The following is a 23,215-nucleotide window of genomic DNA, read 5'->3' on the forward strand; positions in this document are numbered from 1 at the left end:
TAAATCCGGCTTAATAGTTGAAAGCCTTGGATTTTACGTAAACCTTGAAGTCTTTGATTCCACCCGGTACCTCGCTTTCCATTCTGGGTAGATATTGTATGCCGGTCAGGGTGCGGGTGCTACCCAAGTCAATCACGACAGAATGCGGGTATGGAGTGTCTTTTGTTGTGCTCCAATAGGTTGATTCCTGGAGGTCGAAGATTTTGTCCGCAGAACAGTTGACGTGGGATACGTCTTCGCTGTCGGCATAATTGACAATCCAGGGTTCGCGTGACAGACGTTCCCCATTCTCATCCAGCAGATACATTTCGGCAATGCAAGCCAGGTCTTTTCCATCTTGTGCACTCAAGGCTTCCAGGCAGACATAACGTCCGGTGACGGGTTGGTCGAATTTGCGTTCCTGCCAACCGTTGCCGGGATTGAAGCTGCCGGAGAGGACGGGCTGCTCACCGGACAAGTCGAGATTTTCACCCTCATTGCGGTGCGTCAGCGGTTTGGTGACGAGCAACTGGTCCAGTAATGGCTCGCTCAGTCCTTCGGACTTAACTTCTTTGGGACCGATGATGTCGAAGACAATCACTTCATTCTCACCTTTCTTCAACCAGCATCCCGGGATGTAGAGGGTCTGTTGCGGGCCGATTTCCCAAATGCGTCCCATGGCGTGCCCGTTGACGTAGACAAGTCCCTTGCCCCAAGTTTCGAAGTTTAGGAATGTGTCGCTGGGCTTGTTCACCTTAAAGGTGGCACGGTAGCAACCCGGAATGCGTTGTCCTAACTCATCTTTCAGTGAGCCGATGGGCTGGAACTTCATGTTCTTATAGAAATCGTATGTATCTTCGAGATTATAGACTTCCCAATCCTTCAGGTTGCAGGTGAAAGGACGGCCGTCGATGTCTACGGTAAGTTCTACGCTTTGGGTGATACCCTTGAAGTCCTTGATGGCACGTCCAAAGTTGATGCGGCCCATGGCTTCTACCAGAATGTCGAGGCGTGCACCTTTGGGGCAGGCGGGGAATTCCAGTTGCTTTTCACCGTTGCGGCGGTCCAGTTTGCCGATGTATTTGCCATCCAGGAAAACTTGGGCATAATCGTGCGCATCGTTCACAGTGAGCAGGGACGGGGTTTTCATCTCGGGCAGTGTGGTGCGGTAGAGAATACTTCCGAATCCCTGGTTATATTCCTCCATGGTACGGATATTGCGGTCTTTCTTGGCAGCAGGAAGATTGTCGAACAAAGGAGCCATCTCTGTAAATTGGAAAGACGGAATACGGATGGGCTTGATTAAAGCGGGAACTTTAGCCTGCTTCTCGCCGTTCATGTATTTGGACAATGCTTTTCGCAATTCCCTGTATTTGGGAGTGGTCTGTCCCGATTCGCTGATGGGGGCGTCGTAGTCGTAAGAGGTTACGTCAGGGGCGAATCCGGGTGAGTTGGCTCCTGCCCAGTGTCCCCAGTTGGTCCCTCCGTGGGTCATGTAGAGGCTGAAGGAGATGCCTTTGGACAACATCTCGTCAATGCCGGCAATCATGTCGGCAGCCGGACGGGTTTCGTGGTTGGCTCCCCACTTGTCGAACCAGCCGCTCCAGAATTCGGAGCACATCAGCGGGCTATCAGGACGGAGTTTCTTCAGCGGTGCAAACTGTTGGTCGATGTTGGCTCCTGTACCGAAGTTCATGGTCCATACCAGGTCGTGGAGTCCGTTCTTGGTGAAGTTGGACGCCCAGTCGCATTGGAACAGTGCTACGCCGGGGTAGTTGGCGCGTACGATGTCGCGGATTTGCGATACGTAGCCTTTGTCTTCCCCGTAGGAGCCGTATTCGTTCTCTACTTGTACCATGATGATGGGACCTCCGTTCTGTATGGTCATACCGGCTACCTGCTCGGCAACGGCTTTTTCGAAGATACCTACACGCTCCATAAAGTAGGGGTCGGATTCGCGCAGGCGGATATCTTTTTTCTTGAGTAACCACCAGGGCAGTCCGCCCATTTCCCATTCGGCACAGACATACGGTCCCGGGCGCAGGATGACATACATGTCGTTCTGCTGGCATAGGCGGCAGAATTCCGCCAGGTCATTCTGTCCGGTGAAGTCGAACACTCCCGGCTGAGACTCGTGGGAGTTCCAGAATACATAAAGGCAGATGGTGTTCATGCCCAGTGCCTTGCATAGCTTGATGCGTTGGTCCCAATAGGCTTTGGGGATACGTGGATAGTGCAGCTCTGCGGCTTTGATGACAAACGGCTTGCCATTCAATAGGAATGTTCCTTTGCCGGCAGAGAAGTCGCCTTGTCCTTCCCATTGGGTACGCGGGTCCCAGCTGTCGCGCCAGGGTATCGCGATTGTGCCGTCCTTGCCGAATTCAAGCGGGAGCCATACGTAGCGTGAGTCCTCAAGGTTTTTCTTTTTCCAGCGGTCGAACATGGCAATGTAGGCATTTCCTTTTCCGTATACTTGCTGCACGTAAGTGCTTTGTGCATAGAAGGTCTTATCTGCATCAGGACCGGTACACGGATTGCCGATGGTAGTCCATTGCCCCATGATGGAGTCGGCCACAGCCAGTTCGGCAACATTGGGATCCCAGCCGGTACAACCGGAAGAGAGCATATAGTACTTGCCGTTATACTTGAATACGGCGGGTGCTTCGCGGCTTTGCTTTACGAAATTGCGTGTATAGCGACCAGTGGGCTTTAGGTAGTCATCCGTTAGTTCGCTTATATATAAGGTAGCGTTGTTTTCCGACGAGTAGAACTGATATGCCTTGCCGTTATCATCAACGAACACTGTTTGGTCGCGGCTCATCGCACCGTTGGGACGGAAGCTGCCTACATAGGTGAATGTCCCGGTAGGAGAATCGCTGACCGCTACGCCGGCACATGCCTTACTGTAGTCGGCGCTTTCCACATGCGCCCACATGACGAATTTCTTTGTCTTTTCGTTGTAAATCACTTTGGGACGTTCCAACACCTTGCTGGGGTGCAGGTCGTGTTTCTCGTCATCTTTCACGGCAGGAAGTACAATACCCTCGAACTTCCAGTTCAGCAGGTCTTTTGAAGAGTAGCAGCTGACACCGGTTACGTCGGTGCGGTAGCATTCCCACGTAGCCCATTCGGGCAGGATGGTTCCCCCTTTTTTGTATTCGCCATACCAATAGTAGGTCCCTTCGTGGTAAAGAAGGCCGCCGCCATGGGCGTTGATGGGATTGCCGTCGGTGTCTTTCCATACTTCCCCGGGTATGATTGCGGCATTTTTCGTTTGTGCTTTTGTTTTTGCAGATGGCAGGCAGCAAAGGCAGGCCAGCAATGCAAAACTCCAAATAATTTTCCTTTTCATTTAAGAATTCGGTATTAGATAATTAATAAATCGTTTATGTTTTGGGCAAAGATATGCGAAAGTTGAGAAATGGAGGGTATGTAAATGTGTCAAAAAGGAGAGATTATAGCTCTAATCTCTCCTTTTTGTGATGTTTTTCGGTCTTTTCTATTTGGTTTGTACTTGTTTCATCACCCGGAGGAAATTTCCACCCCATATCTTGGCGATGTCTGTTTCTGTAAATCCATGTTCCAGCAGACGGACGGTGATATTGATGAAATCATTGTCCCCATTGCATCCTTTGACCCCGCCTCCACCGTCGAAGTCCGAGCCAATGCCCACGTGGTCTATGCCTGCCACTTCAACCATGTGCAGCAGGTGTTTCATGAAGTCCGTAAGGTTGGTTTTCTTGGCATCCGGGTTCAGGAACTCGTCTACCAGGCAGGCTTGAGCCACACCGCCATGTGCGGCAAGGGCGCGTAGCTGTTCGTCGGTCAGATTGCGGTCGTGTCTGTAGATGGCGCTTGCAGAGGAGTGGGAGACTATGACCGGTGCTTTTGAATATTTCAGTACATCCCAGAAGGTGCTTTCGGCTGCATGGGAAAGGTCTATCATTATTCCCAGCCGGTTCATTTCTTTCACCACTTTTCTACCGTAAGGACTTAAGCCGTTCCAACGGGCAGTCGTGTCCGAAGAACTGTCGCAGATGTCATTGTTGCGGGTGTGGCAAAGGGTGATGTAGGTAACGCCTGCATCATGGAAACGGGTGATATTCTTCAAATCCTTGCCGATGCCGTATCCGTTTTCGATGCCAATATAAAAGGCTTTCTTTCCTTCGGTCTTGAGCCTGGACAAATCATCGGGCGTGCGGGCTATGGCACATTGCTCCCCGTTCATCTCCACTTGTCGGTAGATGTGGCGTATCAACTCATCCACTCGGTCAATGGCTTTCAGACTGTTCTCTTCATCGCACGGGCCTTGGCGCACCCAGCATGCCAGGTATTGTCCATCCAATTTTCCTTCTCGCATCTTGGGCAGGCAAACCTGCGTTTTTTCGCGCGTACCTATATTATAGCCTCAAATCCGCAACCGCCCTCATAAGATGACACAGAGGTCAAAAAGGTAGCGACACTGTGGCAAAAGAGGGTGCAACGCAGCAAAAATCGCCACAAAGACGCATTAAATCCCCTTACCCCACCATGCGACTTGAGGCAATACGCAAAATCACGACCATAAGTTGTCGGTGTCATCCAAAGTCATTCTGGAACACATCAGCATAAGCGTTGTTGCATGAATAGATATTCAGCACATACTGCCTTGATGTCCTGACCCATTTGGCTGGCACAGAGATGAACTTGAAGACAAACGCCTTGATGCGGCTTGTTGCTTTGAGTCCGAACCTCTTCACGTCAAGCCTCGCCATGATGAATTTATAGAAGTTGCGTATGAGTGCCGTAAGCAGAAGAAACACCGTGTTTTCTCCCATGAAGGATTTTGGAAGCCTGTTCCAGCCGAATCCGTTATTCATGTCATCGAAGATGCGTTCCTTCCCTCCACGGAGGTTATAGAATTCGACAATCTCTTTCTCGGAAGACTCGTAGTCATTTGTAAGGATGCAGCGGTAGGTGTATTCTCCTTCCCACAGGTCGAGTTCGCCGTCTATCCGCTTCTGTCTTTGAATCACAAGACGGTATGCCTTCCCTTTCCATTTCTCGATGAGAATGGAGGCCAGCTCAAACTCAATGCCGCCCAATTCCACTTTCTTCCAACCTCTGAGGGCAAAGATGTCATTGTAGAGCGAACTGCATCGGTTGGCACGGATATAGAAGGTCTTGCAGTGTTTAGCAATCTCTTCCACTATCTCTTCAGAACACGAGCCGCAATCAGCTCTGAAACGGTTGATCATAAGCTTGTTCTTTTCAAACCTTTCAAAGAACCTCTTCAGCGTGTCCTTCTGGTGGAAACGGACATTTGTGTTGCCGTCGCTGTTCTCAATGCCGACAATCAAGTCGCCAATAACCGCCACGCCAGGACGGTATCCGAGAAACTTCTTGTATGTGGGTTTCGCATCAAACTTCTCAGCCTCTATGAACTGGTGGTCGAAGTCAACGTCATACCCCTCGCCATCTTTCAGCTGCCCTGTGGACAATAGGCAATTGAGGAGCAGTGTATTCAGCATGTCTGCCGTGTTTAAGTCGTAGGTCTTGCCAGTGTCGGATGTGTAGGAAATGTTATCCTGGGTCAGTTCCTTTATGGCTCTGAGAATCGTGTCGGCACTGCATGTGCGAAGTGTCGGATGAAGCGAGAGGTGATACATCAGATGAGTGGTGACATCCTCTATGCATGAGCCGCCACAGAAATAAACGCTCATAAGCGAACGGATGATTTCGCTGTATTGATAACCATACAGCCTACATCTCATACCGAGGGTTGAGTCGATTACAGATGAGAGATTGGAGTCAAATTGCTCCATTATTGAAAAAATTCCTCCAAAAGGAGAGAGTTTCTCAGATTTTATTGCTACCTTTGCCATGTCTGTCGGGTTTGATACATATTTTGATTTGCAACACTAAGATAGGTGAAAAATCTGACATGGCAAAATCCTGAGCAACTTTTTGTTGCTCAGGTACTTATAAAATAAGTTAAACTAAAATGCTGCGGAATTTAGGATAATAATGAAGTGCACTGTCCACTTGATCCAAGGTTCTATAAGTCCGACCAATATTACGAATAGCATAAACCATTCCTGCGCTGTCCCCCTCCAACAAGTTGTATTGATAACACTTCCGGAAAACAGGTAAAGCCTTGTCGTAAACATCCTGGTACAGGTACAAGGTTCCTATCTGACTGTAAATCCGGCTCAGCAAGTCATAATCCTTCCCATCTGCCGTTTCACTGGCTCGGATAAAGTAGTTGAGTGCCTGAGGAGCATCACCCAAGTCGGAATACACCCGCCCGGCATAATAATAAGTTTCGGGCAGGTGTTTCTTGTCGTTCTGACGCTCGTAGTAGCGAAGCACGCTCCGGATAAGCGAGTCGGAGGTGTGACGAATGTAAGCCTTGTCGCGTGCCTTCACAGTCAGCAGGTCGTAGTACATACGGACGGAACGAGGCTGAAGGAAGATGCTGTCGCGCAACGAATCGAGCAACGCCATTGCGCTGTCGGGATGGGTGTTAGCCAGCAAGGCCACCCGCTGCAAGGCAGGCAAACCATCGTTCCGCTTGCCACACGAGACGATGGCAAGCAGCAGGAGAGGGAAGAAAAGCAACAGTGTGCGAAGTGTACGCATGTAAAAACAGATTTCAGATTTTTAAGTTTCCGGTTTCACAGCTTACTTCTCCAACAGCTTCCTCAACTCGGCCACACCTTCCGAAGCCCCCTTACGGATGACATGAACCGGCCTTGAGCTGTGCGTGTCCACCGGCTTGGGGTCGATGAGGTAGACTTCCGCCTCGCGGGGCACATAGTGCAGCAGACCGGCTGCCGGATAAACGTTCAGCGAAGTGCCTATGATGACGAAGATGTCTGCCTGCTGCACGTATTCGATGGCGGTTTCAATCTCGGGCACCGCCTCGCCGAACCACACGATGAAGGGACGCAACTGGCTGCCGTCGCCCGCCTTGTCGCCCAAGTGCACCTCGTATTCGGAAGGCTTCAGTTCCCTGATGAAGTGCGGATTGTAGGGGTCGCGACTGGAGCAGACCTTGGTCAGCTCGCCGTGCAAGTGGATAATGTGCGTGCTGCCTGCGCGTTCGTGCAGGTTATCAATGTTCTGCGTCACTACGGTGACGTTGAAGTCTTTCTCCAAAGCCGCCACTCCCCGATGTCCCTCGTTGGGCTCCACTTCGAGCAACTGACGGCGGCGCTCGTTGTAGAAGTTGATGACCAGTTCGGGGTTGCGCGCATAGCCTTCGGGCGTGGCCACCTGCTCCACCGGATAACGGTCCCACAACCCGCCCGCATCGCGGAACGTACTGATACCACTCTCGGCACTCATGCCTGCACCCGACAAAACAACCAGATTCTTCATAACTTGTTCCTTTCTCTTTATAATTTGACTGATTCGTACGGACAAAAATAAACGTTCTCGGGCAAAAAAACTATCTTTTCTCCGGTTTTCGCACTTCTTTCGGGCCTATTCGGAAAAGAATACCGCAAAAAGTATTTATATTTGCATCAGGCAAATCAAAAAAGGCCGCAACAGAAAGTAAGTATGTTTTCAGACAGTTACAAAGCCACACTCAGCCATTTCCGCAACCAGTTCTTCGCATCGGAAGAACTCATCAACTTGTGGCACGGCAAGTTGCAACCGCTCCCATTCCACCGACGGAGAACAGTAAGCGACTGGCAGCCGCAACAGCAATCGCGCTTCATCGAAAGTCTGATTGTAGGACAACCGCAACCAGCTCTCTTCTTCGACGGCAGCCAGACAGAATGGTACATCGTTGACGGGCGGAAACGCCTGACGGCTCTGTCTGACTTCGTCCAAGGACGGTTTGCCCTGCAGTCGCTCTACTTTCTGGGCGACATGTACGAAAACCAGCAATTCGACCAGCTTCCTCTGCTGGTAAGGCGTAAAATTCTGAACTTCAGGTTCGAAGTCAACCTGCTGAACCCCAATACACCCGACCTGGTACGCTACGGTGTGTACACCGGCCTGCTTGCCAAAGGGAATAGCGATGTCAGCAATCCGTGTCGGAACTTCCTCTTCCCCGAGGGATTTAAAACGCTGAAAAGACTTTGCCAGGAAACAAATCCGAGAAGAAGCGGTCTCCTCAGAAGCGGATTCGATGTGTATTCGCCGGAGGGAGTGACCGGGCGGCTGCTTGTCTTCCACCTTTATAGGTTGAACATGCTCCGCAGCCAATACGAAGCTCTGAAAACCCCCGTCGAAGTACTGGTAAACGAACTGCTCACACAGCCCGATCTGGAAAGCCTTGTACAGGAAAGCCGTTTTGCGGAAACCGCCCGGAGGACTTTCGAACAAATAGACCGGATCAGACTGACAACCCGGAAACAGGCAGAAAAACAGGAAGCTATGCTGGCACTGCTTTCCACCCAACCCCAAGAACAGCCTCCCCGCAACTGGGAGGAATGGGCAACAGAAGCCTGGAAAGAAATACCTGCCATCCCTCCCTACACGGGACAACTGCTGGAAAACTATCTGAAACGGTACCTTTATCTGAAACAACAACTGGAAACGAAATAATGCTGAAACACGTATACCTGAAGAACTTCAAATGCTTCGATGAACTGGCTCTGCCGCTGGGCGGACTGACACTGATAACGGGAGTGAACGGTGCCGGCAAGTCGAGCATCGTCCAGGCCCTGCTGCTCCTGCGACAAAGCAACGACGACAAGCGGACCGACCTGCACACCCACGTAAAAGCCGACGGCGACCTGGCCGACCTGACCAACGGCAATGCCATGCGCTATGCCTTGAGCGAAGATACCGATATCCTGATCAGGCTGACCAATGACCAATCGGAAGAAGCCTGCTTCACCCTGAAGGACGCCGTGACAGACGATACGGAAATTGCCTGCATTCCTTCGGACAACATTGACCACGTACTGACAGCGTGGCCGCTCTTCGCCCCCAGCTTCGTCTACCTGTATGCCGACCGCACCGCTCCGCAAAGCAATTACCGGAAAGGCAATGCCAGCAACACCGACAGCCGTCTGGGCGACAAGCACGGCAGCAACACCGCCTTCCGCTTCTACGAAGCCATGAGCAGCAACGAACAGGTACCCGTACCAGCCCTCTGCCTGCTGGAAAAGAACCACTCCGTCTTTGCCAACGTATCGGCCTGGCTGAGCTACATCATGGGCAGCGATGTCAGCCTGGCTGCCGCACAGGAGACTGCCGACCGCGTCACCCTGAGCTACTCGAAAAACGTGCAGGGCAACGAAATAGCCTTTTCGCCCCTGAACGTAGCTTTCGGAAACTCGTATATACTACCCATTATACTGGCCGTGCTCACGGCACCGGAGAATTCGTTGCTCATCATCGAAAACCCGGAAGCCCACCTGCATCCGTCGGCACAGTTCCGCACAGGGCAACTGCTGGCACTGGCCGCCGAACACGGCATACAGATTATAGTCGAAACCCACAGTGACCACCTGCTGAACGGCGTGCGGGTCATGGCCAAAGCTGGAATGGAAGGCAAAGGCCGGACAGATGCCGGCAAGGTGGAAATACACTATATCTATCAGGACAAGGACCATCCCGAATTCCATCTGAACGAACGCATCGTGCTCGAAGAAGACGGCACCCTGGACCACTGGCCGCAAGGATTCTTCGACGAATGGGAACTGGCCTTGCGCCAAATCAACCAACCTTAACCTCCTTCTTCAGCCACTATCCCTCATGGAACTTCTGCTCAACGACCAATCGTACCAGTGCAACGGAAAACTGTGCGAACACTGGGAAGCTATAAGCTGTTTTGGCATCCTTGCCGACCGGCTGAAAGAATACGGCGTAGACAAGATTGTCTGTCCGCAAGGCTACAAGAGCCTGCCTCTGGGCGGAGTGGCATGGAAAGACTGTTACCTCCAGATGGAAGAACTGAACGACGACCAGCGGATGGAAATCGTCACCCTGATGGACAGCACCCTGCGCGAAGCCCGCCCCGACGAACTGGATGCCGACACCGTGTTCTGCGAAGAAGCAGACTTCAGCAACCCTTCCGCCGCACTGGGCAAAGCCTGTACGGACGACCGCCCTGTGGTGAGTTTCACCTTTCGGGAAGTAGACAAGCGAGACACCATCGAGGGTTTCCTGCGTGCGGGTACCGGCAAAAAAGTACAAAAAGCCACCGTAAAAAACCTGTATCGGGTAGAAACCGGACAGATGGCTGTCTGCCTCACCTCGTTGAAGGAATGCAAAAGGAAGAACCCTGAAAAAGAGCCCTTATGGAACCAGGAAATGGTGACCAGATATCTGTCACGGATAGGACACGAAGACAACCGCCACTCCGCCTCGACTGAAGAGAAGCAGGCCTACCTCATCGAACACGCTACCCAAATAGCTCTGATGAACGGATGGTGTCTGCACACGCGACTGTCGCGCATCAACTCGAACAACGAGCAGAAAAGAGTCATCTTCTACTCCAAAGCTTTCAAGAACACCGCAACCTACCTTTGTATCGACCTGGAGCACGAAGATATCCGTTTCGAACTGTGCGACTACGCCGGCAGGCACTTGAAAGAAATCAAACACAACGGCCAGACAACCGATGCCACTCCGCAGCGGAGCCATAACATCAGGGTATGAAAAGAATGCGGCATCACGCCTTGCAATTGAATCGTCGCACACAGTTCAACTTCTTAGTAAACAAAGCTATAGGACGCAAACAAGCACGGCCGTAAAGATTAAGAACCGGCAACATCCTGCAGATATCTTCTGCCGTCCTGTCCAATATTCGGCTTTCCAGCCTTGTTAACTATCTACTTGTCAACTACATGTTGAGTTTGCGAAACATGAATAAAATAAGAAAAATTAAATAACCAAACGCCTTATCATTCAAATAAAAGGCGTACTTTTGCCACTCATTCATTTGCAATGGGCAGATAATCAGTACTGCCCCACCAACGAAAAAACGACTTATGGACAAATTCAGTTATGCAATCGGCCTTGGAATAGGTCAGAACTTATGGAGCATGGGTGCCAAAGGCATCGTAGTAGAAGACTTCGCACAGGCCATCAAAGATGTGCTGGAAGGCAACCAGACAGCCATCAGCCATACGGAAGCACGCGACATCGTGAACAAATACTTCGAAGAAATGGAACAGAAGATGAACGCGGCAAACATCGAAGCCGGACAGAAGTTCCTGGAAGAGAACGGCAAACGCCCCGGCGTAGTCACACTGCCCAGCGGCCTGCAATACGAGGTCATCAAGGAAGGCAACGTAGGCCACTATGCCAAAGCTACTGACCAGGTACAGTGCCACTACGAAGGTACGCTGATAGACGGAACCCTGTTCGACAGCTCCATCAAGCGTGGACAGCCCGCTACGTTTGGCGTCAACCAGGTGATCCCCGGATGGGTAGAAGCCCTGCAGCTGATGCCCGAAGGTGCCAAGTGGAAACTCTACATCCCCAGCGAACTGGCCTATGGCGCACAGGGAGCCGGCGAAATGATTCCGCCTCACAGCACACTGATATTCGACGTAGAATTATTGAAAATCTTATCCAAATAATAAACTTAAAAGCAAAATGAAAAAAGTATCAATCGTCATGGCTCTGGCAGTAGCCGCCGGTATGGCATCTTGTACTGCACAAAGTCCGAAAGGAAACATCAAGACGGACATCGACTCATTGTCTTATGCCATCGGTATGGCACGTACTGAAGGCTTGGAACAATATCTGGCACAACAAGGCATCGACTCAACTCAAATGTCTACCTTCCTGAAAGGTTTCAACGAAGGTGCTCAAAAAATCAGCAAAGAAGACGTAGCCTACATGGCTGGTCTGCAGATTGGTCAGATGGTAAGCAAGCAATGGGTAGAAGGCTTCAACCAACAGATCTTCGGTGAAGACTCTACACAGACACTGAGCCGCGAAAACATGCTGGCAGGATTCGTAGCCGGAGTAGTAGGTAAGGGTGGCGCCATGGAAATGGCTCAGGCTCAGGACTACATGCGTACCAAGATGGACATTATCAGAGAGAAAGCCATTGAAAAGAAATATGCCGACAACAAGGCTGCAGGCGAAAAGTTCCTGGCCGAGAACAAGACTAAGGAAGGCGTGGTAACTACCGAAAGCGGTCTGCAATATAAAATCATCACCAAAGGTACAGGTGCCATCCCGGCCGATACCAGCAAGGTGAAGGTAAACTACAAAGGTACCCTGATCGACGGAACAGAGTTCGACAGCTCGTACAAGCGTAAAGACAAAGACGGCAAGTCGCAACCCGCTACTTTCCGCGCCAACCAGGTGATCAAAGGCTGGACTGAGGCTCTGACCATGATGCCTGTAGGTTCGAAGTGGGAACTCTACATCCCCTACGACCTGGCTTACGGTTCAAGAGAAACTGGCGGACAGATCAAACCGTTCTCTACACTGATCTTCGAAGTAGAACTGGTAGGTATCGAAAACGACAAGAAGTAGTCATAAGATAGCGTTTCCTATCAGAACGTTATTCCGGGCGGATAAGACAGATGCACAGAAAAAAGCCTGTCTTATCCGCTTTTTCTTTTGTTTTTCACAATTTTCCTTTCCATTTTATAGAGAAATTAAAATAAAGTCCTATATTTGCTTACTATTTGATAAGAACAAGAACTTTACTAATTTACTATTATGGAAAAAATAGACAATCTTGACCGGCAGATTCTGGAAATCATTTCCCAGAACGCCCGTATTCCTTTCAAGGATGTAGCTGCCGAATGCGGCGTATCGCGTGCTGCCATCCACCAACGTGTGCAGCGTCTGATTGATCTCGGTGTCATTGTAGGTTCGGGTTATCACGTCAACCCTAAATCCCTTGGATACAGAACCTGCACGTATGTGGGTATCAAGCTGGAAAAAGGTTCCATGTACAAGACGGTAGTGGCACAGCTGGAAAAGATTCCCGAAGTAGTGGAATGCCACTTCACCACTGGCCCGTACACCATGCTGACCAAGGTATATGCCCGCGACAACGAGCACCTGATGGACCTGTTGAATAACAAAATGCAGGAAATCCCCGGCGTAACCGCCACCGAAACACTGATTTCACTGGAACAGAGTATCAAGAAAGAAATACCTATCTGTCCGGAGAAATAAGTCATGGATTTTCTGAACACATACCATCTTGCCGGACTGTTCATCGGCATCTGCACGTTCCTCATCATCGGCCTGTTCCACCCCATCGTGGTAAAGGCCGAATATTACTGGGGTACCAGATGCTGGTGGATATTCCTTTTGCTGGGTATCGGGGGAACAGCTGCTTCGGTGTGTATCGACAACATTCTGCTGTCGGCCCTGTTGGGTGTTTTCGCCTTCTCGTCGTTCTGGACCATTAAGGAAATTTTCGAACAGGAAGAACGAGTAAAGAAAGGCTGGTTCCCCAAGAACCCGAAACGTACCTACAAGTTCTGACAGGTGCGTCTCCTCCCTCCACTACTTTCGTTTATGTAACATCGACTTTCGTTCACGTAACATAGACTTTCACTTATGTAACATCGCCGCCCCATCGCGGTGACACAACTCCCACATGTCACCTTGCTTTCACCACGACACAAGGATTGCGGAAGCTGTAAGGTAAAGTTTCAACGTAAGCGTCTTATTATAAGCAAAATGCAGTGAAACATGCTGCAAAATTGCCCCTCGCTGCGCCCCATTTGTGAAACTGCCGTGAAACGTCATCTTTCACCACACCCGCCTATGTATCAGCACACAAAGAACGTTGGTGAAGGCGTGAAGGATAATTCCGTAAAAACAGTATAACTACGAGTGTAATGAGGCACTTTACAGCCGTAAAGTAGCACATGGCAGTCACAAACAGGCTCGTGAGAGAGACACCAGTACGGCTCATGAGAGACACTTGCACGGCTCACAAGGGACACTTGCACGGCTCGGACAACCGTCCTGCCCCTCCTTTTTTAAGACTTCAACCATCAAAAAAACAAGTGAAAAAACAGAAAACGCTTGCATATTTCAAGCAAAAGCATTACTTTTGCCCCCGCATCCGACAAAAGGATACACCGGACTTGTAGCTCAGTTGGTTAGAGCAACAGACTCATAATCTGGAGGTCCCAGGTTCAAGCCCTGGCTGGTCCACATTGAAAATCAGGCAGTTAGCAATTTGCTGACTGCCTTTTTTCTTTTCATGCGAAAACAATGCGAAAACAAAAGGTTTGAGTTTCACTGTTTTATAGATAAAATATCAGCTAATCTCTGTGATAGCCGATTTAAGTCATTTGACAGACAAGAAAATACATCTGAAAGATGACTTTTGACTAAAACTGCAATATTGTCGCAAATAATCTATGTTTTTACGACAAATGGATTGCTATTATAAATATGGACTACAAGAAGACTCTGGCACTAACAGAATACCAACTTTGACACTTACACTTTAAAATAGCAATAATCAAATTGATGTTCGCTGTAACCAATAAATAATCCTAAGGAAATGATGGAATGAGGATATTTTATTGTAACTTTGCATATTATTATAATAAGTTGTAACAAAATGAAGGATGAAGATAGACCTATGCCGATGAATAGGATTAAGGCTGTGCTGGCAGAAAAACAAGTGTCTGCCAAGCAACTTTGTATTGCCGTAGGCAAAAATGAAGCAACAGTATCTCGTTGGTGTAATAATAAAATTCAGCCATCAGTCAGTCAACTCCAAGAAATAGCTCGCTTCTTGGATGTTGATGTAAGGGAGTTGTTATGCCCCACAAAGTAAAATAGATATGTTTAAGATAATATGGGATACAGAAACAGGCGGAGTTCTTCTGAGTACCAAGGTCACAAAAGAGACTTTGGGAATGTCTCCACGTCCTGTTTTCTTTGAAGAACTTGACTTGCTTGAACTTGACAGATATGGATGGACCTATCCTCACTGCGAAGAACCTGTAATGTGGGCAATTAATAAACAGTATTGGTATCGTGGCCAAATGCTCTTTGAGGCGAAAGGAGCCAATATCTACGATGCCCCAACTCTAGAATTTGCTCCCGGTGTAGAGCCTAAGAGACTATCGGCAGTTGACGTTACAGAAATGCTTCATCGCAATGCTGATAATATGTTCCTACTTGAGAGCGAAGCCATTGAGTTTATTCGTGACACTTTTACCGCTTATTCGGGTGTTAACCGTGCTCATGACAGTATCAAAGCCAATCAAATAGACTTTGAAGATTTTGTCGCTAAAGTTGAGAAGAAAACCAAACAGAAAATGGCTGTAGTAAAGGAGGATTGCGACAGTTTTGATGTCGTTCCACTTGATGTAGCCAAAGCTGAGGGCAAACGAGTTTTACTTACAACTAAAATTGATCGATTTATTGCTTCATTCAGTGGAGGCAAAGACTCTTTGGTTGTTCTTGACCTATGTACTCGTGCTATCCCACCTACCGATTTTGAGGTTATATACTCTGACACAGGTTACGAGCTTCCACCTTCGCTTGAACTTTATGAGGAAGTCAAGCGATATTACGGAAAATGTTTCCCCGCTTTAAAGTTTACAACCACTCGTAACCACGAGTCCGTATTAAACTACTGGGATAAAATTGGAACCCCTTCCGATACTCATCGCTGGTGTTGCTCTGTAATGAAAACGGCTCCATTTTATCGTTATCTCAAAATTGAAGGAAACAAACAGGCTAGAGTCCTTACATTTGATGGGGTTCGTGCCGAAGAGTCTACGCGTCGTAGTGGATATAACCGCATAGGAAAAGGTAAGCATGTCTTTACATTTAATGCTCACCCAATTCTCAATTGGAATGTTGTTGAAATTTTCCTATATATGATGATACATCACTTGCCGAACAATCCCGCATATCGTATGGGGTTTGCTCGTGTAGGGTGTGTTATTTGTCCATTTGGCTCAGATTGGTCTGATTATTTAGTAACTAAATTATATCCAGAATATAGAGCCCCATTTTTATCAAAATTATATTCTTGGGTTGCTGCTGCTGGAGTTAAAGATGTAAATACTTATATAAAAACTCGACGCTGGCATATTTCGGCACTAGGTAGTCCCCAAATACAATATCTCGATAGAGTAAAGATTAGTTCAAGTAACCATGTTACTAAACTTGCTATTAACGCTTCTGCTGAATTGTTTTTTGAGTGGCTGAAAGTTATAGGGAATTATTCAATCGCTCGTTCGGAAAAATCGTTTAAAGGTGAGATGCGACTAGGTAAAGATATTATTTCATTCGATGGTACCACGAGTAATTTAAAGCTTGAGATACAATTCGCAACAGAAAATAAAAATTTTATAAATAACATTATGCGCGTGGCACACAAAGCATCATATTGTGTGCAATGTGAAGTGTGTGAAGTAGAATGTCCAACGGGGGCACTTCATATAGTTCCTAAAGTTAAAATCGGATCTCAATGCATTCATTGCTTAAAATGTTTAACATTTCATGAAAAAGGTTGTATTGCGGCTGATTGTCTGCGCAAAATATCAGGAAAAATAAAAATGGACTCATCATTGTCAATTAAAGGATACAAGACCTTTGGCCTACGTGAAGAATGGATAGATGAATACGTTTGTGATACAGAAGGTTTTTGGAATAGCAGATTATTAGGAACTGCTATGTTTGATTCATTCAAAGCATGGGGTAAAGATGCAGGTCTTCTTGATTCAAAAAATAAACCCACTCCTTTTGGAATGCTGATGAATGAAATTTACAATGATAATCCCACATTATTTTGGGAAGTAGTTTGGGTTAATCTTTCGTATTCGTCATTCATAGTAAACCGATTTATTGAACATATACGTCCTGGTTCAGTATATGATAAAAAAATTATAGCAGAATCTATCACTATCTCCGAAAGTGTTTCATCACTCTCAACTTTAAACAACGCCATTGGCGCATTAATTGATTTAATGAAAAACTCGCCTATTGGAGAAGATATCATGCAAGGTGAAGAATCAGGGAAAAAACGTGTACGACATGCATATGAGGATTTAAGTCCAGAAGCACTGGCATATTCTTTATATTTATTTGGAGAAAGAAACGAACTGACGGAATTTAGAGTTAGCGACCTTTATAATCCCGATGGATATAAAAGTGTTGCTATTGAATTTGGAATATCAAAAAACGCTCTTATAAAGAATTTGCGTTTCCTTTCATCCGATTCCAATCGGGTTATTTTAGCAGAACTTAATATGGGACTTGATCATATTACACTCAAGCCAGAGTTAACCCCTATGAAAGTCCTGGAAATATTGACTAAATAATAGCTATAATCTACAATGGCAACAACATATAATGACATAATCAGAAAACGTGGCGGCAAAGCTGCTTATAGTATTGAGGAGGAAAAGGAAAAACAATGGGAATCCTTTATTCCTAACGATCAATTCAATGCTGTGCTTCGCACAGTGCTCCGTTCTGTGAGAGGAAATGACATTGATAACCATAAGTCGTTTTGGATAAATGGAACCTATGGCACGGGTAAAAGTCATGCTGTTGCCGTAATAAAACATTTACTCTGCGATCCCATAAATAAGATACAAAAATGGGTTGATTACGAATATCAGGGCGATAAATTTAAACAGTATCGTGATTCTATTTATAGTTTGCGTGACAAAAAACGCCTTCTGCCAGTTAACATTGAAGGATTGCGAGATATGTCACATGCCTCTGACTTGCCGCTTGTTCTTCAAACGGCAGTGGTTAAGTCGCTTAAAGATGTGAATATAGAATTTGCAGTAGATACCGACTTTGATGCCTTGATAAAGCATATCAACGACAATCCCGTAATTTGGGATGACTGGATTGTTCGCTTTAGTGAATTATCGTCTATAGCGCCCAACAGAGAAATACTTACAAAGAAGCTTTTGGCTAAAGATATGGCAACTTACCAAAAGACTAAGACTGTTTCACGAAAAGCTAACACATTCATTCTGATGGATCACGACAATATCGGGGAGTGGTTAATTGAAGTTCAAGAAAAACTCCGTGAAACCAGTGATTATAAGGGACTACTTATTATTTGGGATGAGTTTACAGATGTGATGGATGACTCCATAGGTATTTCTGTACTTAAAGCCTTGCAGACGATAGCTCATAAATTTGCAAATGAGGAAAACGACTGTTTCCTTTTTCTCATATCCCACCCATCGGCTTTCAATAAACTCGGAGTGGAAGAAACAAAGCAGACAGACGGACGCTATCACCGTATGAAATACAACATGGCTCCCGTTTCTGCATTCAAAATAATGTCGCGCAAGTTTGAGATTATCGATCCTGCTCGTCATGAATCCATGCGTAATTATTTTTACACCGTAAACAATCATCTTCTAGATCTGTATACTCAGACTTCCAATGATCCAGCCGAGACTCGTAAGGATCTTCAAGAACTTTTTCCACTTCATCCAGGAACTGCAAATTTGGCAACCCATTACGCTACTGTTGTTGGATCTTCAAGTCGTAGCGTGTTTGAGTTTATTGGTCAGAACGACCAATTGGAGAATTTCCTGGCGGACGAACAAGCTTTCGCCAACCGTCTTACTGTTACCGCCGATTATCTTTGGGATTTCGTGTTGAAAGTTTTTCAAGATGATGTACAAAACTATGGTGCAGTCACAGAACGCTTCAACAATTATCGCCAACATGTAGAAAATCATGGTGAAGCTGCATATGCAATTTTCAAAGGCATCTTGTTGCTCAATGCATTCAATAATATGTCAGGAGAGAACAATAATGATTTAGTCACTCCTACAGAAGACAATATCATTCACCTTTTTACCGGTACCCAATATGCATCAGAATTGGAGGAAGTACTTAAATGGTTTAATGAGGATGGAATAATCCAACGAACCCCTGGTGGTGTCTACTCTGTGCAGTTCTCAGCTCTGCCCTCACAAGAAATAGAAGAGATAAAAGAGAATCTTCGCAACGATTCGAAGCAATATCGCTTCATGTCGAGTGTTCTTAACTTTGGAGATACAGCGAAATCTTACTTCGAGAAAAAGTATGTTCAGAAGATGATACGCCCATACAGCTATGGTTTCTTCTCTGAAGCAGGTAACGACTCAATTCTTAAAGACCAAATTAAACGAGCAAAAAAAGGCGCAAATCCTAGTGATTTGTTCATGGCGTTACTTTTTGGTAAAAATCAAGCAGAAGTAGCTCATCTTCGTGACCTTGCAATGGAGGCATCTCTCGCAAGCTCCGAAGATAAAGACCTGCGCGATATTGTATTCATAGTCTTTGACTGTCCATTCGGAAATAAAGAATATGATCGTTTCATTGAATATATGGCCAACTACTCAGTGGCTCAATCCCATGGTTTTCTTGACCAAGTGAATGTTCATCGAGACCATGCTGCAGAAATGATAAAAGAGTGGCTGCAATCTGCCCAACGTAATAATGCTCAAGTATTTGTTAATGAACAGACTTTAGCAATAGCCGTAAAGCATCTTACCTCGCAGATGAACAACATAATAGCTCCGCTTATATTTGGGAAGGGACCAGATGCTATTGAAATCTTGCGACAAAAAGCACCAAATCCATTTTGGAAGGTACAAGTATCAAAGGAAATGGCTCGTGCATTTATGTTTGCTACTACTAAGGTTGAAATTGCATCATTGGCTAATCCCAAGAACAATCTGCAATACCTCATACAAGAGTGTCTAAATGAGAATCTGGAATGGCGTAATGATGTAAATCCAGAGCACCCGTTCAAGGCTGTATTTGATTTCATCCAAAACCGCATTAAGTATGCAGACAAGTCAACACTATTTAATTTCATAGAAAAGTTTGACGATTTGCGCAAGCCTCCATACGGGCTTTCTGCTAACTTCGCTTCTATAGCCATGGTAACATTTGCACTGCGTGGTTGGGCCAACAAGATTTTCGACACTGTTGGCAAACCAATTGACCAAAACAGTTTGGTGGATGCCGTGGGTGAGTTGTTTAATGTTTGGGATAAGGGCAAGACCTCTAATAAACTTAGCTTCAAATTCCAAACGCCGGAAGAGGGTAAGTTGTGTAAGACACTTGTCAAGACCCTGAAACTTGACAAACTTAAAGGATATAATGATGTATCTAGTCTTACAGATGCACGTTTTACCATAACACGAGTCCTTCTTGAAGAAAAAGGATACCCAATGTGGTCCCTTAAGTATATGGATGCAAACTTTGTATCTTCACATCCTGCTATTACTCTAAATGACGAGTTATGCAAGCTGTTTGACAACATCGTGGACATCTGTAACGAACGCGACAAAAAGAATCCCGCCCTTGTCAAGGAAACATTAGAATTGCTTGAGAAATACCGAGCAGATATTCCTGATATATTAGCAAGACCCGGAAGTTTTGCCAATGGTTTTAATAATTTCTTGCTTTCGCAACAAGATATTGAGCTTAAGACGTTTGAGATAGAATCTGCATATGACTACATCAAGAAGCATCTCGAATCTACTATTGGATACTGGACTGAAGAGGAAGTAGCCAAAGCACTTATGAGTTGGCGTATTGCTCTCAACAAGGAGATTGAGGAACAGCGTCGTATTGAGGAAGAAGAAGAACGGAAACGTCAAGAGGATGAACGCCGTAAGCTGGAGGCAGAAGAACGTATTAGACTTGAACAAGAGGCCAAAGAAGCTAAAGACAAGGCTAAACAGGAGCTAAAAGGAAAGCCGGAAATTGTGGCAAAGAAAAAAGTTTCTGCAAGGGAATTTATAGATAAAATTAATTCTCCCGAAGAACTCCGTTCAATTCTTGACAAGGTTATTGACCTTGGCTACGAGTTTGTAATAGATGAAATTTTAAACTCAGCACCATTAAACAAATAAGTTATGTATAGGTCGTTTACTTCTCTTGACGAACTCTTTACCTACATAAAAGAGGACAAAGAATGGACGGGAGCAAATGCCGCCCAACATAACCGATATCCTATTCGGTACGTGTTGTTTGATAATTTCGCAGACTTCAATGAATTTATTATAAATAGACCTGTCGGGATTTACAAGCATTCTATTGAAACTATGCTTGATAAAGATTATCCCGACACGTTCCCTTCGTATACTGAATTGTCGGGAGAAATACGTGCGTTCATTAAGAAAATTCCGATTAACGACTTTATCATATATCCATTTTCGGAAATGGCTCGTTTTTATGACAATGAGGTTAACACCGAATTTACTTCAATGGTAAAAACAATCGCAAGTTCCCAGGCACCAGAAGATGCCCAAGCCGAAAATGTACGAATATATATACCAATAGTTGGTATGGAAGGGAAAATGGGTAAGTTTATCAAAGACAACAATACCTTTGTTTGGGAATATAAATCAAGCTGTGATAAAGGAATATATTCTCTTATTATTACAAATGGTAGCACTTATGGAGTAGAAGGACTCGAAAATCAATATACTGTAGCGCATAATTTGCTGGAGTGGCTTAAATTATGGGAAAAGGGAAGCTATGTAAAACAGACTATCATATGTAGTTCACCCAATATTTACGCTAATGCGTACCATGCTCAACCAGATAATGCGTTCAAATATTGCAAATGTTCCAATGTATATGAATTTCTAACGATAGGACTCGGATTAGATTTTGGATTAACCGAGAGTCCTTCTGATGAAGATATGGTATATTGGGAAGAACTGGCAAGTATGATAGATATACGGTCTTTCAACTTTGAAGAATTTGTAAAAGAACGTCTTGATACATTCACATTGAATGATGGCATTGATTTTATTAAATCTTGGTTTGATTGCAAATCAGAATTTGACCGCTGGCTGCTAACATTATATTTCCATAAAATTTCAAAGGGTTGTGGTTATATTAGCCGTGCTATCACGTCCTGTACTAAACTCAGTATATCGGAGTTATTCTCAAATATCGCCATCCTCATATTTGATGATATGAATAAAGAATTCTCTATATCAGAGAGACGTAAAGCAATGTGTCTTGCAAAGGAGCATGGCGTAAATATTACTGATTTTGCACGCACAAAACTTAAGGAAAAATTAAGTGTTATTGCTGTTTCTCCAGAGCTGGGAGGATATTATATGGCTGTCAGACTACTGACACCATTAACGGATGAAGAATGCCAGTTAGCAATTGAATGGGTAGGTCAAGGAAAAGTACAACCAGATGAAATCAAAGAAGTGTTTCCTTTACTTTACAGCTATATGCAACCACTTGGACTCAATAGTCTAAGTGGTTGCACTTCTTGGATTTCTGATTATATAAATTTCTATCGTCTATCCAAACTCGCTAATTATCCTCACGAAAAAATAGAGGAATTTATATCCGAAAAGAATGGTAGCTCATCTTCATTTCAAATATGGCGAGATGAATTTAAGACCGTTAAAACAATACTACATAATCGCAAGGATATTGATGTTATATATTGGATTGATGGACTTGGAATTGATTGGATTCCATTTATACGCAATGTTGTGAGACGTTATTCCAAGGAACACATATATTTGAATGAAATCTATATTGCTTCAGCTGTATTACCAACGACAACATCAACCAATAAAGCCAATTTGTTATCTTTGCTTGAAGAAGGAACGGAACTACCGAAATCTGGTGATTTAGATACATTTGCTCATAAGACAAAAAGTTATCCACAGTATTTGGTTGACGAAATGAAAATACTTGAAACATCTATTACCAAACTATTGGATGATTATAATGGTAAGAAAATCGCTATTGTTTCTGACCATGGACTAACTTATCTGTCACAACTAAGCGATGGAATGAAATTAGCAGGTGTCAAGTCTGACCATGAAGGGAGGTTGGCCCTGATGACGGATAAACTTGGCTCAGATAACGGTTATTTTATACTTGAAGACGGAAAAACTTTATGCTCACTTACTCATCGGTCGCTCACTGATAAAGTAGACCGCGGACATGGTGCACATGGTGGCTGTACTCCAGAGGAAGTACTTGTTCCAATTATCATAATCTCTTCCCAGAAAAACTCTAACAAATATTCCGTTCAACTTGTAAAAGATGAAGTGAACGGTACTAATCCCAAGATTCAATTTGAAATTAAAGGATTAGCTTCAATAGATGTTCCTACCATTGAATATAATGGTACCATCTATAATCTTACCAATACAAGTGATAGTGTTTACGAAAGCGAACGACTTTACCTCGTAGACACCGCCACTAAAATAACTCTTCGAATCAACGGAGAACAGTTTAACAATTATAACATCAAGGTTTCAACAGGCCTATCTGAGGCCGATGATCTCTTTGATTTTTAATATCTATTCTC

15 protein-coding genes, 1 tRNA gene and 1 pseudogene are annotated in these 23,215 nt (G+C 45.5%); 12 read left to right on the top strand and 5 right to left on the bottom strand.

Going from position 1 to position 23,215, the window contains the following annotated elements; genetic code table 11:
- Positions 1 to 10: 10 nt before the first annotated feature.
- The 5 genes and pseudogenes from BQ5591_RS01265 to BQ5591_RS01285 form a co-directional block, all read right to left on the bottom strand.
- Positions 11 to 3,331 carry a beta-galactosidase gene (locus BQ5591_RS01265; protein ID WP_071148132.1) on the bottom strand — a complete coding sequence of 1,107 codons (3,321 nt, stop codon included), beginning with the start codon at positions 3,329 to 3,331 and terminating at the stop codon, positions 11 to 13.
- 147 nt (positions 3,332 to 3,478) lie between these two features.
- Positions 3,479 to 4,387 (bottom strand): annotated as a pseudogene (locus BQ5591_RS01270) (dipeptidase); the annotation flags it as partial.
- Positions 4,388 to 4,556: 169 nt separating this feature from the next.
- Entirely contained in the window at positions 4,557 to 5,843 is a 1,287-nt protein-coding gene (locus tag BQ5591_RS01275) for an IS1380 family transposase (protein WP_071147970.1), read from the bottom strand.
- A 109-nt stretch (positions 5,844 to 5,952) separates the two neighbouring features.
- Positions 5,953 to 6,600, bottom strand: a complete 648-nt coding sequence (locus tag BQ5591_RS01280; protein ID WP_071148133.1) for a tetratricopeptide repeat protein — start codon at positions 6,598 to 6,600, stop codon at positions 5,953 to 5,955.
- A gap of 42 nt (positions 6,601 to 6,642) precedes the next feature.
- Positions 6,643 to 7,341, bottom strand: coding sequence for an SIR2 family NAD-dependent protein deacylase (locus BQ5591_RS01285; RefSeq protein WP_071148134.1), 699 nt, complete (start codon positions 7,339 to 7,341; stop codon positions 6,643 to 6,645).
- Between the two features lie 183 nt (positions 7,342 to 7,524).
- Between BQ5591_RS01285 and BQ5591_RS21265 the strand changes: the two genes are divergently transcribed.
- The 12 genes from BQ5591_RS21265 (at position 7,525) to pglZ (ending at position 23,204) form a co-directional block, all read left to right on the top strand.
- Entirely contained in the window at positions 7,525 to 8,520 is a 996-nt protein-coding gene (locus tag BQ5591_RS21265) for a DUF262 domain-containing protein (protein WP_071148135.1), read from the top strand.
- Entirely contained in the window at positions 8,520 to 9,653 is a 1,134-nt protein-coding gene (locus tag BQ5591_RS01295; RefSeq protein ID WP_071148136.1) for an AAA family ATPase, read from the top strand. Before BQ5591_RS21265 ends, BQ5591_RS01295 begins: the two co-directional genes overlap by 1 nt.
- A 25-nt stretch (positions 9,654 to 9,678) precedes the next feature.
- On the top strand, positions 9,679 to 10,584 hold the full coding sequence (locus BQ5591_RS01300) for a hypothetical protein (protein WP_071148137.1): 906 nt from the start codon (positions 9,679 to 9,681) through the stop codon (positions 10,582 to 10,584).
- 332 nt (positions 10,585 to 10,916) lie between these two features.
- On the top strand, positions 10,917 to 11,510 hold the full coding sequence (locus BQ5591_RS01305) for a BamJ family beta-barrel-assembly machinery protein (RefSeq protein WP_022162617.1): 594 nt from the start codon (positions 10,917 to 10,919) through the stop codon (positions 11,508 to 11,510).
- Between the two features lie 16 nt (positions 11,511 to 11,526).
- Positions 11,527 to 12,420 carry a BamJ family beta-barrel-assembly machinery protein gene (locus BQ5591_RS01310; RefSeq protein WP_022162618.1) on the top strand — a complete coding sequence of 298 codons (894 nt, stop codon included), beginning with the start codon at positions 11,527 to 11,529 and terminating at the stop codon, positions 12,418 to 12,420.
- 189 nt (positions 12,421 to 12,609) lie between these two features.
- On the top strand, positions 12,610 to 13,074 hold the full coding sequence (locus tag BQ5591_RS01315) for an Lrp/AsnC family transcriptional regulator (RefSeq protein WP_022162619.1): 465 nt from the start codon (positions 12,610 to 12,612) through the stop codon (positions 13,072 to 13,074).
- Between the two features lie 3 nt (positions 13,075 to 13,077).
- Positions 13,078 to 13,389, top strand: coding sequence for a DUF4491 family protein (locus BQ5591_RS01320; RefSeq protein WP_022162620.1), 312 nt, complete (start codon positions 13,078 to 13,080; stop codon positions 13,387 to 13,389).
- A gap of 607 nt (positions 13,390 to 13,996) precedes the next feature.
- Positions 13,997 to 14,070, top strand: a tRNA-Ile gene (locus BQ5591_RS01325).
- Between the two features lie 415 nt (positions 14,071 to 14,485).
- Positions 14,486 to 14,704: a helix-turn-helix transcriptional regulator gene (locus BQ5591_RS01330; protein WP_235817016.1), complete on the top strand. Its 219-nt coding sequence runs from the start codon at positions 14,486 to 14,488 to the stop codon at positions 14,702 to 14,704.
- Between the two features lie 7 nt (positions 14,705 to 14,711).
- Positions 14,712 to 17,207: a phosphoadenosine phosphosulfate reductase domain-containing protein gene (locus tag BQ5591_RS01335; protein WP_071148138.1), complete on the top strand. Its 2,496-nt coding sequence runs from the start codon at positions 14,712 to 14,714 to the stop codon at positions 17,205 to 17,207.
- A 15-nt stretch (positions 17,208 to 17,222) separates the two neighbouring features.
- Complete coding sequence (locus tag BQ5591_RS01340; protein WP_071148139.1) at positions 17,223 to 20,771, top strand: hypothetical protein; 3,549 nt, start codon at positions 17,223 to 17,225, stop codon at positions 20,769 to 20,771.
- 3 nt (positions 20,772 to 20,774) lie between these two features.
- Positions 20,775 to 23,204, top strand: a complete 2,430-nt coding sequence (gene pglZ / locus BQ5591_RS01345) for a BREX-4 system phosphatase PglZ (RefSeq protein ID WP_071148140.1) — start codon at positions 20,775 to 20,777, stop codon at positions 23,202 to 23,204.
- The last annotated feature ends 11 nt before the right edge of the window (positions 23,205 to 23,215 follow it).

Source organism: Bacteroides ndongoniae (genome assembly GCF_900108345.1).
In the GTDB taxonomy this organism is placed as follows: domain Bacteria; phylum Bacteroidota; class Bacteroidia; order Bacteroidales; family Bacteroidaceae; genus Bacteroides; species Bacteroides ndongoniae.